The sequence below is a fragment of the Streptomyces sp. NPDC090045 genome (assembly GCF_044747975.1).
Lineage (GTDB): Bacteria > Actinomycetota > Actinomycetes > Streptomycetales > Streptomycetaceae > Streptomyces.
Genome location: NZ_JBIVFA010000002.1, coordinates 525422 through 539806, shown reverse-complemented (window position 1 = coordinate 539806; position 14385 = coordinate 525422). Strand labels below are relative to the sequence as shown.

The window sequence follows — 14385 nt, the reverse complement described above, 5'->3', positions numbered from 1 at the left end:
CCCCAGTGCGCCATCCCGGTGACTCCCGAAACAGTGACTCACCAACGACACGAGACTAGGCAGTGAACATGACATTCAGCCGCAGCGCAGAGAGATAGCGCGTTTCTGAACTGGCATACGACAACCGGAATTGACGGTACTCCGACCGGTTCAGGGACGAACCGTGCCCAACTGATCTGCCAATTCGACCGGATCTGTCGTAGGCCGCGCGCAGACGAAATGTCGACAGACATACGCCGTCGGAAGGTCGCGTACGAGTGTGCGCTCGGCAAGGAGGGGGAACTCGCCGCCGCTGCCGTCCGCCGCACGCGGCAGACCCGCCGCCACCACCGCACCAGGAGCCGTCCCCAGCAACGCCGTCCGGTGCAGCACCGCGAGCAGCGGATCCTCCGGATGCCCGACGACCGCCACCTCGCGCGGCCCGTCCAGCAGCGCCTCGGCGACCGACAGTCCGTGCCCGATGAAACGCGGCACGCGCGGACCGAGCGCGTGCACCACCCCGAGCGCCCGCTCGGCCGCCGTCCGGTGGGCCTGCGACCCGGTGTGCGCGGCGTACGAGAGCAGCGCGCCCGCGGCGGCCGTCCACCCGGAGGGGGCGGCCGTGTCGGTCGGATCCTGCGGCCGGCGGATGAGCCGCTCCGCATCGTGCGCCGTGTCGTACAACGACCCGTCCTCGGCGGTGAACTGGTCCAGGACCAGATCGACGAGGAACCCGGCGAATTCCAGCCAGACGCCCTCGCCCGTCACGGAAGCCAGCGCGAGGAAGCCCTCCGCGACGTCGCCGTAGTCCTCCAGCACCCCGGCGTTCGCGCCGACGTGACCGTCCTTGCTGGTCCGGGCGAGCCGGGCCTTGCCGTCCATGTGGACGCGCACCAGCAGATCGGCGGCCTCGGTCGCCCGCTCCACCAGGTCCGGCCGCTCGAAGTACGCCCCGCACTCGGCGAGCGCGGCGATCGCCAGCCCGTTCCAGGCGGCGACGACCTTGTCGTCGCGGCCGGGCGCGGGCCGCCCGGCCCGCTCGGCCAGCAGCCGCTCCTTGATGCCGGCGAGCCTGCCCGCCTCCACCACGGGCCCGTCCTGCGGCAGCTGCAGCACGGACTTGCCGTGCTCGAAGGTCCCCTCCTCCGTCACCCCGAAGTAGGCGACGGCCAGGTCACCGTCCGCCTCCCCCAGCACCTCACGCAGCTGCGCGGCGGTCCAGGCGTAGTACGCCCCCTCCACGTGCGCGCCGCTGACCGGGTCCTCGCTGTCGGCGTCCAGCGCGGAGGCGAAGCCGCCCTGGTCGGTGCGCAGTTCCCGGACCATGAAGTCGGCGGTCTCCAGCGCGACCCGGCGGGCGAGGTCCGACCCGGTGGCCCGCCACAGGTGCGCGTAGACCCGGCAGAGCAGCGCGTTGTCGTAGAGCATCTTCTCGAAGTGCGGCACGACCCACTCCCGGTCCACGGAGTACCGCGCGAACCCGCCGCCGAGCTGGTCGTAGATGCCGCCCCGGGCCATGGCCTCGCACGTGTCGGCGGCCATCTGCAGCGCGCCTTCGGACCCGGTGCGGGCGTGCTGGCGCAGCAGGAACTCCAGCACCATGGACGGCGGGAACTTCGGCGCGCCGCCGAATCCGCCGCGCACGGCGTCGTACTCCCGCGTCAGCCCGAGCAGCGCCTGCGCGAGCTCCTCGGGGCCGGGGGTGCCGGCCTTCCCGTAGTCCAACTCCCGCCCGGCCAGGTCCCGTACGATCCGCTGCGCGACCTCGGCGACCTCCTCGGGCCGCCCCACCCAGGCGGTCCGCACGCCTTCGAGCACCTGCGTGAAGGAGGGCATCCCGTGCCGGGGCTCGGGCGGGAAGTAGGTCCCGAAGTAGAACGGCTCGGCGTCCGGGGTGAGGAAGACGGTCATGGGCCACCCGCCCTGCCCGGTGGCGGCCTGCACGGCCTCCATGTAGACGGCGTCGACGTCGGGACGCTCCTCGCGGTCCACCTTGATGTTGACGAAGTGCTCGTTCATGTACGCGGCGGCCAGTTCGTCCTCGAAGGACTCGTGCGCCATCACGTGGCACCAGTGGCAGCTGCTGTAGCCGACGCTCAGGAGGACGGGCACCCCGCGTTCGCGTGCCTCGGCGAAGGCCTCGGGCGACCACGGCCACCAGTCGACGGGATTGTCGGCGTGCTGGAGCAGGTACGGCGAGGTCTCGTTCGCGAGGCGGTTCGGCATGGCCCCATCCTGCCGCACGGGATCGGATCACCGCCGCAGGATCGGGGCCAGGTCGCGGGTCCAGGCGTCGCGGGCGCCGGCCCAGGCGGCCGCGCAGGCGGCGCGGGCCGGGGTGGCGAGGGCCGGGTGGCGGGCGGGGGCCTCGGCCTGGACGGCGCAGCGGTGGGCTTCCGCGCGGGCGGCGGGCGGGGCGTGTTCGTCCTCGGCCTTCTCCAGGCCCTCCAGGTCCATCGGGACCTCCGGGGCCGGCGCGGGGTCGTCGGCCGCCGCGAGGTCGTAGGCGCGGGCGGCCGTCAGGAGGGTCTCCTCGCCCTCCGGCCCGCCGCGCAGCAGCATCAGCCGGGCGAAGTCGTCGGCGGCGTCCTCCTCGGCGCGGGCCCCCGCGTCCGGGAGGTCCAGCGCGTCCACGAGGGCGTGGCCGGCCTCGTGGTGGAGCGTCTCCCGTACGACCTCGGCGAGTTGCTCGTCGGGGATGGGGGAGCCCTCCCGCTCGAACAGTGCGCGTTCCTCGGCCAGGTCGTCGTAGCAGAGCTCGATGCGGCGTGCGGCGGGGTCGTAGCCGGTGCCCTCGCCGGAGCAGGAGCGGGCGAGGACGGTGATCCCGTACGGGAGGGCGAGGCGGCCGTTGAGGTCGGCGAGCACGGAGTCGGCGACGGCCCGGTTGCGCAGGAAGCGGTACGCGGCCCGGTCGCCGGCCGCCGGTTCCTCGTAGCGGAGTGTGAAACCGTCCCCCGGCGCCGGCGGCGGCTCCTGCGGCGCGCATCCGGCCGTCACCGGCATCAGCACGGCCGCGCACAGGGCCGCCAGGGTCCTCCACCGTCGGATCATCGGACCAGCGTACGGGCCCGGCGCCGGCCCTCCACGGTCCTTCGCGCCCTCGCCCGCGGCTCCTCAAGGTCCGTCAATTACGGTCCCTTTCACTCCAGTTAGCTCTGATCTCGCTCAGATTCCCTCGCGTTCGCCTCCCTCACGCACGACACTTGGGACTCGACCGACCGGAACTCTCTGAGGGGGATGCCGATGCGGGACAGCCATCGAGGTGAGGCCGAGCAGCTGCTGGGACGGGCCGTGGACGAGGCGGCCCGCCGGGCGGCGGGTGCCCAGGGTGCGGCGGGCGCGGCGGTGGACAGAGCCGCGCTGCTGGCGCGGGGCAAGGAGGCCCTGGACGCGCTCGCCGCGAGTGCGGCGCCCGAGTACGAGGCGTACGTACGGGCCCTGGACGAGGCGGCGGCCGGGGACGAGTCGCTCGGCGAGGCCTTCCGCCGCGGCAACACCTCCACGGCGGCGCTCGTGACGGCGGTCGCGGCGGCCGCCGCCATCGGGGCGGACCTGTCCTTCGGCGTCGCGGCCGGCACGGCCCTGACCGTCGGCGCCGTCGTGGGCATCGCCGGCGCGGTCGCGACCGTGGCGAAGGTGACGGCCCTGCACCTGCCGGCCGCGAACCGGCGGGCCGGTGAACTGGGCCGCCCCGGCGGGCCGGAACAGCTCAAACTGCAGTGGCTGTCGGCGCTGGAGGTACGCGGGATCCGCCCCTTCCTGGAGCAGCAGCGCGCGGTGGCCGCGGCGGCGCGCGCGGCGCGTCCGGCGGCCCGGCCCGCGGCCCTGGCCACTCCGCCGCTGCGCGGCACGGACCGCAGCGCGGAGGCCCGGCGGCGCAGTGCGCTGGAGCAGTCCTTCGGACAACTCCCCGAACCCGCGGGCCTGTTCGCGGGCCGGCGCACCGAGCTGACCCGGATCGCGCAGTGGGTGCAGGCGGCGCGGGCCAGTACGGAGACCCGCCCGGTGGTCGTGGTGCTCCACGGCGAGCCGGGAGTGGGCCGCACGACCCTGGCGCTGCGGGCGGCGCACGCACTGCGGGACCAGTTCCGGGGCGCGTGCGTGGTGGACCTGCGGGGCGGGTCCACCGGCGGGGAGCCCGGCGAGGCCCCGCTGTCGACGCGGGAGGCCCTGCTGCACCTGATGAACCGGCTGGGGGCGCCCCGCGAGCAGCTGCTGTTCCGCGAGGGCGCCTCGGCGGAGCAGCAGGTGCGGCGCCTGGGCGAGCTGTACCACCAGCACCTCCAGGGGCTGCCGGTGACGGTGCTGCTGGACGACGCGGTGGACGCGGCGCAGGTGCGGGTGCTGGTTCCGGAGCGCTCCGAGAGCCTGGTGCTGGTGACGGCGCGGGAGCCGCTGGAGCTGCCCGCGGACCTGGCGGCGTGGGTGCACCAGCTGCCGGTGGAGCGGCTGGCGGCGGACGAGGCCGCGGAGCTGGCCGGGGCGGAACTGGTCGGGGCGGCCCCGGCCGGGTCCGAGGTACGGGCCCGCGCCGCTGCCGAAGTGGTGGAGCTGAGCGGCGGGCTCCCCCTCGCCCTGCGGATGCTGGCCCCGCTGGTCCGCGACGGCGCGGTCCCGGCGGCGGACGGGGCCGCGCACCCGGTGGAGGCCGCCCTGCGCGCCGCCGACGCCCGCCTCGCCGAGCCCGCGCGGCAGTTGCTGCGGCGCCTGCCCCTGGCCGGGCGGGCCTCCCTCGGCGGTGCGGCGGCGGCCGCGCTGGCCGACGTACCGGAGCAGGCGGCGCTGCGCACGCTGGAGGAGCTGTGGGAGGCCGGGCTGATCGAGCGGGTGCGCGGCCAGCGGTTCCGGATGCACGACGCGGTGCGCGCGTACGCGGCGCGGCGGCTGGCCGAGGACGAGGAGCGGGCGACGGCCGCGGCGGCGCACGAACGGCTGATCCGCAACTACGCGCAGCTCGCGGACTCGGTGATCCGGATGGTCGACGGGAAGATGTCGACGCGGGCGAACCAGTTCGGCGGCCACGGCTTCGTGTCGCTGGACGCGGCGCTGCGCTGGCTGGACGACGAGTCGAGCTTCATCACGGCGGCGCTGCGGCATTCGGACGGGGTGGACCAGCAGGCGGTGCTCGACCTGCTCGGCGCGCTGTGCGACTTCTGCCTGCTGCGCGGGGACCTGTACCGGCTCGGTGAGATCGACGAGCTCACCCAGGCCGTGGAGGCGGGCCGGAAGGGTCCGGAAGGACAGGAAGGGCAGCAGGGGCGGCTGGTGCGGTCGGTGCAGTGGCGTACCGGTATCGCGGCGCGCCAGCTGGGCGAGCTGGACAAGGCGCGCACCACGCTGACCTCGGTGGTGGACCAGTACATGGAGGCCCACCAGGAGGCGGGGGCGGCGATGGCCCTGGTCTCCCTCGGCATCACCCTGCACCACCAGGGCAACCTGCCGGAGGCCGCGGCCCGCATCCGCGAGGCGCTCGTGCTCCAGGAGCCGCCGGAGCTGGCGGGCGACCGGGCGTGGGGGCTGCACGCGCTGGCGGCGGTGGAGCGGGACCTGGCGCACCTGGCGGAGGCGACGCGGCTGCTGGAGGCCTCGCTGGCCCTGCACCGGGAGAGCGAGAGCGTGCACGGCGAGGCGTGGGCGCACTTCCAGCTGGGCCAGGTGCACCTGCGGTACGGGGACGTGGGGCGGGCGGAGGAGGAGCTGCGCCTGGCCCTCGACCTGTACGGGCGCACCCGCGACGACCGCGGCCAGGCCTGGGCGCTGACCCAGCTGGGCCGGGCCCGGGTGGTGGACGGGGATCCGGGGCCGGCGGTGGAGCGGCTGCGGGAGGCGCTGGCGCGGCACCGGGAGGCGGAGGACGCGCGCGGCGAGGCGTGGACGCAGTACTACCTCGGGCAGGCCCTGGAGGAGAGCGGTGAGCTCGACCGGGCGGTACGGGAGCTGGAGCGGGCCCGGACCATGTTCTCGCGGATGCGGGACGTGTACGGGCTGGCCCACGCGCGCCACCACTCGGGCCGGGTGACGCGCGACCAGCGTGCGGCGCACACGGGCAACCTCCGCAACTCCGGCTTCGCCCGCCAGCTGCTGGTGGACGCGCGGGCGGACTTCCGGCGGATCGGGCTGGCGCACGGCGAGGCGTGGACCTGCCTGGAGCTGGCGGTGATCGACGCGGGCAACGGGCGGCTGTCGCAGGCGCTCGGCCTGTGCGAGGAGGCGGTCCGGCTGTTCATCTCGTACGGGGACCGGCGCGGGGAGGACTGGGCCCGCTTCCTGCGGTGCACGATGCTGCCGTACGCGGTGCCGGACGCCCCGGAGGAGGCGCGGGCCGAGCTGGCCCGGCTGGCACAGTCGGCGCATCCGGCCCGGGACGGCCGGCTGGAGGACTGCCTGGAGACGTACGGGGTGATCCTGGGCCGGGGCGTGGACCCGTCGGAGGGCTGGCAGGCCTGGCGCCTCGGCCTGGTCCCTAACCTGCACTCACGAGAGATCATGGGCGTCCCCCCGGCGGGCTGAGCGGCCACCGGCGACGTCCCCTCACCGCCGAGCCCCGGGCGCGGCCCCGGCACGCCGCCGCGGGCCCTCACGGGGCCGTAAACCCGCACCCGATGAGGCCGGGCCCGCACGGCGGGCCGGCGCGCACGGGCAAGGCGTGCGCGGGGAGGAGCGGTGCACCCGGCCGCCGGTGTGCGCGGCGCGCCGGTACGCCCGGCAAGGCGGTCCGCGCGACGGACGACGCCGCACGGTGGGCTGGCGCGCCAGGCAAGGCGTGGCCTGGGCAAGGCGTGCGCGCGGCGGTGCGGTGCACCCGGCCATCGGTGTGCGCGGCGCGCCGGTACCTACGCCCGACAAAGAAGTCCGCGCGGCGGGCGACGCCGGGCAAGGCGGTCCGCGCGGCGGGCTGGCGCGCCCGGGCAAGGTGTGTGCGCGGGCAAGGCGTGCGCGCGGCGGAGCATTGCACCCGGGCGTGTGTGCGGCGGGCTGGTACGCCCGGCGAGGAAGGCCGCGCGGCGCGGGCGCCGCCTGGCAAGGCGTGCGCACGGCAGGCCGGCGCGCCCGGGCAAGGCGTGCGCGCGGCGGGCGACGCCTGGCAAGGCCGTACGTACGGCGGGCCGAGACGCGCGCCGGGGCGATCGATCCGCCCGGCAACGCGGTCCGCGCGGCGGAGCGGTGTGCCCGGCAAAGGCCGTGCGTACGGCGAGACCCGCCGCCCGCGCGATTTTTCGCGGGCGGCGGTTGCGACCAGCGGGCGGGGCTACGCCCGGGAGGGGTCCTCGCCGCGGGCTGCGGCCGGGGCCGCCGGCTCGGGGGCCTCCTGGAAGTTCACCCGGCCCATGTGCCGGTTCATCGACTTCATCAGGGCCCACACGCCGACGGCGAGGGCCGCGAAGACGACGAAGCCGAGGAGGCCGGGCGTCACCTTGTTCTTGTCGAAGGTGTCACCCGCCAGCGGGAGGAGCTGGGTCAGTGCTGCCTGCGTAGCGCTCATAGCTACGCATTCTCCCGGATGCCCGCGAAGAGGTCGGACTCGGGGAGGGAAGTGTCGACGAGCGACTTCGCGAGCTCGTACTCCTCGGTGGGCCAGACCTCCTTCTGGACGTCCATCGGAACGCGGAACCAGCCGCCGTCCGGGTCGATCTGCGTGGCGTGCGCGATGAGCGCCTTGTCACGGATCTCGAAGAAGTCCGCGCAGGGCACGTGGGTGGTCAGGGTCCGCTCCGTGCGCTCGAACTCCTTCCACCGCTCCAGCCACTCCCCGTAGGGGGACTCCATGCCGCGTGCGAGCAGCGCCTCGTGCAGGGCGATGGTGCGCGGCTTGTTGAAGCCCTGGTTGTAGTAGAGCTTCTGCGGCTGGTAGGCCGGGCCGAACTCGCCCTCGGGGTACTTCTCGGTGTCGGCCGCGCCGTCGAAGGCCACCATCGTGATCTTGTGGGTCATGATGTGGTCGGGGTGCGGGTAGCCGCCGTTCTCGTCGTACGTGGTGACGACCTGCGGCTTGAAGGCGCGGATCTTCTTCACCAGTTCCCCGGCGGCCTCGTGGACGTCCGCGAGCGCGAAGCAGCCCTCGGGCAGCGGCGGCAGCGGGTCACCCTCCGGGAGCCCGGAGTCCACGTAGCCGAGCCATTCCTGCTCGATGCCGAGGATCTCGCGCGCCTCGTCCATCTCCTTGGCGCGGACCTCGTGGATGTTCTCCTCGATGTACTTGTCGCCCTGGAGCTTGGGATTCAGCACGGAGCCGCGCTCGCCACCGGTACAGGTGACGACCAGCACCGGAACCCCCTCGGACACGTACTTGGCCATGGTGGCCGCGCCCTTGCTCGACTCGTCGTCGGGGTGGGCGTGGACGGCCATCAGTCGAAGCTGCTCGGTCAAGACAGGATCCTCTGCGATTCGGCGCGACGGTCGGCTTCTATAGTGACCGAACTGGGGGACGGAAAATTCCAGGGGTGCCCACCCTCCCCGCAGAGAGGAAACGATCATGAGCGCGGTGCGCGAGGGACTGCCCGAGGGCCGGTACGGCCGGTCGGCGGACGAGCGTACGGACCGCAGGCTCAAGATCGTCGGGTCGGCGCTGGGTGCCGTGCTGCTGGGCGTGGTCGGCTGGATCGGCTGGGACTACGTCGCCGGGCAGAGCGTGAGCGCCGAGGTGATCAAGTTCCAGGTGATTTCGGACACCGAGGTCAAGGTGCACCTGGAGGTCCGCAAGGATGCCTCGGTCACCGGGGTCTGCTCGCTGAGCTCGCAGGACAAGGGGCACGGCGAGGTGGGCCGCGCCGACTTCACCTTCGCCCAGCCGGAGAGCCGGGTGGACGAGATCGTCTCCCTGAAGACGACGAGCCGTGCCACGATGATCGAGCTGGTCGGCTGCCAGCCGGCGGCTTCCGGCCGCTGAGGCTTGACGACGCGGCCGACGGGGCAATGAGCCTCTGGGGTCCTCCCCCTTTTCTTCCCGAATTGTTAGGCTCGTGGTTTCGTCCGCCGCTGGCGGCTTTGTAGTCCCCTGTACCGACGAGGAGCACCCGTGACCCAGACGAGCGAAAGCGTCACCTGGCTGACCCAGGCGGCGTACGACCAGCTGAAGGCGGAGCTGGACTACCTCTCTGGTCCCGCCCGCACGGAGATCGCCACGAAGATCGCAGCCGCCCGCGAGGAGGGCGACCTGCGCGAGAACGGCGGGTACCACGCGGCCAAGGAGGAGCAGGGCAAGCAGGAACTCCGGGTCCGCCAGCTCACGCAGCTCCTGGAGAACGCCAAGGTCGGCACCGCGCCCGCGTCCGACGGCGTCGTGGCCCCCGGCACGCTGGTCAAGATCGCCTTCGACGGCGACGAGGACGACACCATGGAGTTCCTCCTGGCCTCCCGCGAGTACGCGTCCTCGGACTTCGAGACGTACTCCCCGCAGTCCCCGCTGGGCAGCGGTGTGCTGGGCAAGGCGATCGGCGAGGACGCCGAGTACGAGCTGCCGAACGGCAAGAAGGCCTCGGTCAAGATCCTGGACGTCAAGCCCTTCACCGGCTGATCACCCTCGGTCTCCGTCTTCCGCTTTCCCGCTTCACGCGCACGATGCCCGGCCGGGTTCTGTTCTCCCGGCCGGGCATCGTCGTGTGTACGGGCATCGTCGCGTCTGCGGGTCCCCCGCAGCCGCAGCGGCCTACACCGTCGCCGAGCGGTACTTGCGGACCGCGAGGGTCCGGAAGACCACGATGATCAGCAGCGACCAGAGGACGGACGCCGCGATCGGGTGCTGCATGGGCCACGCGTCCGGGACCGGGTAGCCCTCCGGGAGGTTGCCGAAGAGCTCGCGGGACGCCTGGACGGTGGCGCTGAACGGGTTCCACTCCGCGATGGTCCGCAGGAAGGGCGGCATGTTCTCGGAGGGGACGAAGGCGTTCGAGATGAACGTCAGCGGGAAGAGCCAGATCAGCCCGCCCGAGGTGGCCGCCTCCGGGGTGCGCACCGACAGGCCGATCAGGGCGCCGATCCAGGAGAAGGCGTAGCCGAGCAGGAGCAGCAGGCCGAAGCCGGCCAGGACCTCGCCGAGGCTGGTGTGGGTGCGCCAGCCGACGATCAGGGCCACGACCGCCAGGACGAAGAGGGTGAGCGTGGTCTGGACGAGATCGGCGAGGGTGCGCCCGGTGAGGACCGCGCCGCGGGCCATGGGCAGGGAGCGGAAGCGGTCGATCAGGCCCTTGTGCATGTCGTCCGCGATGCCCGCGCCGGCGCCCGCGGTGGCGAAGGTGACGGTCTGGGCGAAGATGCCGGCCATCAGGAACTCGCGGTAGGCGGCGGGCGAGGTGCTGCCGCCGACGCTGATCGAGCCGCCGAAGACGTAGCTGAAGAGGACGACGAACATGACCGGCTGAATCACGCCGAAGATGATCATCTCGGGGATCCGGGACATCCGGATCAGGTTCCGCTTGGCGACGACGAGGGAGTCGTTGACGCTCTGGACGATGCCGCCGCGCGGGCGGGGCGCCGTGAGGTCCGGTGTCGGGGAGGTGAGGGTCACTTCGCCGCCTCCTTCCGGGCCGCCTTGCGGCCCTTGGCCTCGGGGCCGGCCGGGCCGTCGCCGTTCTCGTCCGCCTCCTGCTCGGCCGCGTGGCCGGTGAGGGAGATGAACACGTCGTCGAGGGTGGGGCGGCGCAGGCCTATGTCGTCGATCTCGATGCCGAGGCCGTCCAGTTCCCGGATGACCTCGGCGAGCAGCTTGGCGCCGCCGGACACCGGGACGGTCAGCTTGCGGGTGTGCTCCTCGACCGTGGTCTCGCCCTTGCCGAAGCCCGCGAGCACCTCGCGTGCGGTGGCCATGTGGTGCCGCTCGTGGACGACGACCTCCACGCGCTCGCCGCCGGTACGGGCCTTGAGCTGGTCGGAGGTGCCGCGGGCGATGACTTTGCCGTGGTCGACCACGCAGATGTCGTGGGCGAGGTGGTCGGCCTCCTCCAGGTACTGGGTGGTGAGCAGCAGGGTGGTGCCGCCCGCGACGAGTTCCTGGATGATCCCCCACAGCTGCTGGCGGTTGCGGGGGTCGAGGCCGGTGGTCGGCTCGTCCATGAACATGACGGGCGGGCTGACGACGAGGGCGGCGGCGAGGTCGAGGCGCCTGCGCATGCCGCCGGAGTAGGTCTTGGCGGTGCGGTCGGCTGCGTCGCCGAGGTTGAAGCGTTCGAGCAGTTCGTCGGCCCGGGCCTTCGCGGCCCTGGCCTTCATCTGGTAGAGCTGGCCGACCATCTGGAGGTTCTCGCGGCCGGTCAGGTACTCGTCGACGGCGGCGAACTGGCCGGAGAGGCCGATGGCCCGGCGGACCTCGTTGGGGTGCTTGAGCACGTCGATGCCGGCGACGACGGCCTTGCCGCTGTCGGGCTGGAGGAGGGTGGTCAGGACGCGCACGGTCGTGGTCTTGCCCGCACCGTTGGGGCCGAGCAGACCCAGGACGGTGCCTTCGGGGACATCGAGGTCCACGCCGTCCAGAGCCCGTACATCACCGAAGGTCTTGACCAGACCTTCGGCGTAGATAGCGCCTGGCATATGGATTCTCCCAGTGTGAATCGGGCCAGTAGAATCGGGGCTTTCAGGGCATAGCTACGCAAATCCTATGAGCGCCGAATGGGTCTCGCCCGGCCGAACGGGTGATGCCGGCACCCCGACGGCGTCCGCCGTCTAGCTCATCACCTTGTATCCCGCGGCGTGCAGTTTCCGCGCCACTTCCGCGCAGTGCTCCGGGCCCTTGGTCTCCAGGTGCAGCTCCACCTCCACCTCCGTGAGCCCCAGCCGCGGGTCGGTCCGTACGTGGCTCACATCGAGTACGTTCGCATCCACCACTGACAACACCGCCAGGAGCCCGGCCAGGGCCCCGGGGCGGTCGGCCACGCGCAGCCGCAGGGACAGGTACCGGCCCGCCGCCGCCATGCCGTGGCGCAGGATCCGCTGCAGCAGCAGCGGGTCGACGTTGCCGCCGGACAGGACGGCCACCACCGGGCCGCCGCCGTACAGTTCGGGCTCGCTGAGCAGGGCCGCGACCGTGCTGCACCCCGCCGGTTCGACCACCAGCTTCGCCCGTTCCATGCAGAGCAGCAGAGCGCTGGAGAGGGCGTCCTCGGAGACCGTACGCACGTCGTCGAGCAGCTCGCCAATGATTTTGAAGGGGACGTCGCCGGGGCGGCCGACCTTGATGCCGTCGGCCATCGTGTTGGGGTCGTCGATCGAGACCGGGTGCCCGATCCTGAGCGAGGGCGGGTACGCGGCCGCGCCCGCCGCCTGCACCCCGACGACCCGCACGTCGGGCCGCAGCGCCTTCACCGCGACCGCGACGCCGGCCGCGAGACCGCCGCCGCCGATCCCGACGAGGATGGTCCGCACCTCCGGGCACTGCTCCAGGATCTCCAGGCCCACCGTGCCCTGGCCGGCGATGATGTCGCGGTGGTCGAAGGGGTGGATGAACACCGCTCCGGTGCGGTCCGCGTACTCCTGGGCGGCAGCGAGGGTCTCGTCGACGACCTGCCCGTGCATGCGCACCTCGGCCCCGTACTCCTGGGTCGCGGCCACCTTCGGCAGCGGCGCCCCGACCGGCATGAACACGGTGGAGCGGACCCCGAGGAGGGAGGAGGCCAGCGCCACGCCCTGCGCGTGGTTGCCTGCGCTGGCCGCGACCACGCCGGCGGCCCGCTGCTCGGGGCGCAGGCCCGCGATGCGGACGTAGGCGCCGCGCAGCTTGAAGGAGCCGGTGCGCTGGAGGTTCTCGCACTTGAAGTGGACCGGGGACCCGGTGAGGGAGGAGAGGTGCCGGCTGCCTTCCATCGGCGTGACCCGGGAGACGCCCGAGAGCATCTTCTGAGCCCCCCGGACGTCGTCGAGGATGACCTGCGGGACGGGCTGGGGCACGCGGTAGTTCATGCCGCCAGTCTCGCAGCCCACGGGCGGGGCGGCGCTAAGCGGAGGGATTGACTCCGACAGGGGCGCAAGGCGACACCACGGCCGGCGTCGGGGAGGGGCGAAATCTCGCCATCCGGGACGCGTCCGCGACGACGGCCCGGACGGGCCGTATCAGTTCTCGTACGAGGCGTACGAGCCGCCGCACGGCCGCGTACTCTGTCCCCCATCCTTGTCGGACCCACGCGAAGAGAGCCCACGGCCATGCCTTCCACCCCGGCCAATTCCGACCTGCCCGCGGCGCTCGACGCGCCCGCCGGAGGCGGTCTCCTCGACGCGCTCCAGCACCAGGTGGCCGTCTTCGCGCGCCGCGCCGAGCAGACCCGCCTGGGCGGTGTGGGCCAGGCCCGCAACTCCATGGACCGCGCCGCCTACCTGTTGCTGAACCGGCTCGACCTGGAGGGCCCGATGGGCGTCAAGGCGCTCGCCGGCGGCATGGGAATCGACTCCTCCACGGTGACCCGGCAGGTCGCGCCGCTGGTCGACAGCGGTCTGGTCAAGCGGACCTCGCACCCCGAGGACGGGCGGGCCGTGGTGCTCGCGCTGTCCCCGCGGGGGCTGGCGCGGCTGGAGGAGGTCCGCTCCTCGCGGCGCGAGCTGATGGCCCGGGTGACGGAGGGCTGGAGCGAGGACGAGCGGGAATCCTTCACCGGACTGCTGACGCGCTTCAACCTGTCGCTGTCGGATCTGATGGCGGCCGTGGCCGAGGCCGGCCCGGCGTCCTGAGCGGAGTCCGTCCGTCCTCTTGACCTGGACGGTCCCGCTGCCCGCACTATGTGGACTATGCGGGTGGTCGATCAACAGGCTGGCTCCTACGCGGAGTTCGAGGCCTTCGTCGCGGGCGCGGCGGGGCGCCTCCTGCACGTCGCGGTGCTGCTGACCGGTGAGCCGGAAGCGGCACGGCGACTGCTGGCGGGCGCACTGGCCCGCACGTACGCGAACTGGCTGCGGCTGCGCGGGGACGACCCGTACGACTTCACCCGCCAGGAGCTGTGCGCGGCCTTCGCCCGGACCGGCTGGCGCCACCACGGCGGTACGGGCGTACTGGCGCGGCTGAGCCCGCCGGAGCGGCTCGTCCTCGTCCTGCGGCTCTACGAAGGGGTCGCGGAGGAGGTCACGGCGGCGCAGCTCGGGCTGACGGTCGAGCGGGTACGGGTGCTGTGCAATCGGGCCGTGGCCGCGCTGAGGTCCCGGGAGGCGGCGTGAGCGGGATCCCGGACCGGAAGGAAGCCCAGGTCAAGCAGTTGCTGGAGGGGCCGTACCCGGCGGTGCCGGCGGGCCTCGCGGCCGGTGCGGCGGCCCGGGGCGACCGGCTGCTGCGGCGGCGGCGGGCGGTGCGGCGGGTGGGGTGGGCGGTGCTCTTCGCTGCCGCGGTGGCCTTCACGGTCTGGGCCTCCCTGACCCGCCCCTGGGCCACACCCCCCAGCGGCATCTCCCCACCCCTGGAGGGCTGGTAACCCCACCCCTGGCTCGGCCAAC

The 14385-nt window shown here is 73.2% G+C and carries 13 protein-coding genes; 6 read left to right on the top strand and 7 right to left on the bottom strand.

The window, feature by feature from the left end; all coding sequences use genetic code 11:
* Window positions 1–150: 150 nt before the first annotated feature.
* Window positions 151–2205: a thioredoxin domain-containing protein gene (locus ACIPYQ_RS07495; RefSeq protein WP_401247106.1), complete on the bottom strand. Its 2055-nt coding sequence runs from the start codon at window positions 2203–2205 to the stop codon at window positions 151–153.
* Window positions 2206–2232: 27 nt separating this feature from the next.
* Window positions 2233–3033 carry a DUF4344 domain-containing metallopeptidase gene (locus tag ACIPYQ_RS07490; RefSeq protein WP_401247104.1) on the bottom strand — a complete coding sequence of 267 codons (801 nt, stop codon included), beginning with the start codon at window positions 3031–3033 and terminating at the stop codon, window positions 2233–2235.
* A gap of 192 nt (window positions 3034–3225) precedes the next feature.
* Here ACIPYQ_RS07490 and ACIPYQ_RS07485 point away from each other — a divergent pair, with 192 nt between their 5' ends.
* On the top strand, window positions 3226–6492 hold the full coding sequence (locus tag ACIPYQ_RS07485; protein WP_401247101.1) for an NB-ARC domain-containing protein: 3267 nt from the start codon (window positions 3226–3228) through the stop codon (window positions 6490–6492).
* Between the two features lie 739 nt (window positions 6493–7231).
* Here the strand turns inward: ACIPYQ_RS07485 and ACIPYQ_RS07480 are convergent.
* Together ACIPYQ_RS07480 and mca are read right to left on the bottom strand one after the other, a co-directional pair.
* Window positions 7232–7465: a hypothetical protein gene (locus ACIPYQ_RS07480; RefSeq protein WP_361764568.1), complete on the bottom strand. Its 234-nt coding sequence runs from the start codon at window positions 7463–7465 to the stop codon at window positions 7232–7234.
* Window positions 7466–7467: 2 nt separating this feature from the next.
* A complete protein-coding gene (mca, locus tag ACIPYQ_RS07475) occupies window positions 7468–8349 on the bottom strand; it encodes a mycothiol conjugate amidase Mca (protein ID WP_362239300.1) in 882 nt (293 codons plus the stop codon).
* Between the two features lie 106 nt (window positions 8350–8455).
* Between mca and ACIPYQ_RS07470 the strand changes: the two genes are divergently transcribed.
* Together ACIPYQ_RS07470 and greA are read left to right on the top strand one after the other, a co-directional pair.
* A complete protein-coding gene (locus ACIPYQ_RS07470; RefSeq protein ID WP_361764562.1) occupies window positions 8456–8869 on the top strand; it encodes a DUF4307 domain-containing protein in 414 nt (137 codons plus the stop codon).
* A 129-nt stretch (window positions 8870–8998) separates the two neighbouring features.
* A complete protein-coding gene (greA, locus tag ACIPYQ_RS07465; RefSeq protein ID WP_030009952.1) occupies window positions 8999–9496 on the top strand; it encodes a transcription elongation factor GreA in 498 nt (165 codons plus the stop codon).
* A 132-nt stretch (window positions 9497–9628) separates the two neighbouring features.
* On the opposite strand, the gene ACIPYQ_RS07460 is transcribed toward greA, so the two are convergent.
* From ACIPYQ_RS07460 to ilvA, 3 genes are all read right to left on the bottom strand, one after another.
* The gene (locus ACIPYQ_RS07460) at window positions 9629–10486 is read right to left on the bottom strand and encodes an ABC transporter permease (protein WP_361771168.1); all 858 of its coding nucleotides are present in this window, start codon (window positions 10484–10486) and stop codon (window positions 9629–9631) included.
* Window positions 10483–11505: an ATP-binding cassette domain-containing protein gene (locus ACIPYQ_RS07455; RefSeq protein ID WP_401247096.1), complete on the bottom strand. Its 1023-nt coding sequence runs from the start codon at window positions 11503–11505 to the stop codon at window positions 10483–10485. Before ACIPYQ_RS07455 ends, ACIPYQ_RS07460 begins: the two co-directional genes overlap by 4 nt.
* Window positions 11506–11637: 132 nt before the next feature.
* Window positions 11638–12870, bottom strand: a complete 1233-nt coding sequence (ilvA, locus tag ACIPYQ_RS07450; RefSeq protein WP_401247094.1) for a threonine ammonia-lyase — start codon at window positions 12868–12870, stop codon at window positions 11638–11640.
* Between the two features lie 240 nt (window positions 12871–13110).
* On the opposite strand from ilvA, the gene ACIPYQ_RS07445 reads away from it, so the two are divergent.
* The 3 genes from ACIPYQ_RS07445 to ACIPYQ_RS07435 are packed head-to-tail and all read left to right on the top strand — an operon-like array spanning window position 13111 to window position 14363.
* The gene (locus ACIPYQ_RS07445) at window positions 13111–13632 is read left to right on the top strand and encodes a MarR family winged helix-turn-helix transcriptional regulator (RefSeq protein ID WP_401247091.1); all 522 of its coding nucleotides are present in this window, start codon (window positions 13111–13113) and stop codon (window positions 13630–13632) included.
* A gap of 57 nt (window positions 13633–13689) precedes the next feature.
* Window positions 13690–14112 (top strand): sigma factor-like helix-turn-helix DNA-binding protein, encoded by a 423-nt coding sequence (locus ACIPYQ_RS07440; RefSeq protein WP_361771160.1) that lies wholly within the window; start codon window positions 13690–13692, stop codon window positions 14110–14112.
* Window positions 14109–14363 carry a hypothetical protein gene (locus tag ACIPYQ_RS07435; protein ID WP_361771158.1) on the top strand — a complete coding sequence of 85 codons (255 nt, stop codon included), beginning with the start codon at window positions 14109–14111 and terminating at the stop codon, window positions 14361–14363. Before ACIPYQ_RS07440 ends, ACIPYQ_RS07435 begins: the two co-directional genes overlap by 4 nt.
* Window positions 14364–14385: the final 22 nt, after the last annotated feature.

Bases quoted from the DNA above. Each gene is read 5' to 3' on its own strand.
- ACIPYQ_RS07470 (WP_361764562.1), top strand. From the start codon at position 8,456: ATGAGCGCGGTGCGCGAGGGACTGCCCGAGGGCCGGTACGGCCGGTCG.
- ACIPYQ_RS07480 (WP_361764568.1), bottom strand. From the start codon at position 7,465: ATGAGCGCTACGCAGGCAGCACTGACCCAGCTCCTCCCGCTGGCGGGT.
- ACIPYQ_RS07495 (WP_401247106.1), bottom strand. From the start codon at position 2,205: ATGCCGAACCGCCTCGCGAACGAGACCTCGCCGTACCTGCTCCAGCAC.
- ACIPYQ_RS07455 (WP_401247096.1), bottom strand. From the start codon at position 11,505: ATGCCAGGCGCTATCTACGCCGAAGGTCTGGTCAAGACCTTCGGTGAT.
- ilvA (WP_401247094.1), bottom strand. From the start codon at position 12,870: ATGAACTACCGCGTGCCCCAGCCCGTCCCGCAGGTCATCCTCGACGAC.
- ACIPYQ_RS07440 (WP_361771160.1), top strand. From the start codon at position 13,690: ATGCGGGTGGTCGATCAACAGGCTGGCTCCTACGCGGAGTTCGAGGCC.
- ACIPYQ_RS07485 (WP_401247101.1), top strand. From the start codon at position 3,226: ATGCGGGACAGCCATCGAGGTGAGGCCGAGCAGCTGCTGGGACGGGCC.
- ACIPYQ_RS07490 (WP_401247104.1), bottom strand. From the start codon at position 3,033: ATGATCCGACGGTGGAGGACCCTGGCGGCCCTGTGCGCGGCCGTGCTG.
- ACIPYQ_RS07445 (WP_401247091.1), top strand. From the start codon at position 13,111: ATGCCTTCCACCCCGGCCAATTCCGACCTGCCCGCGGCGCTCGACGCG.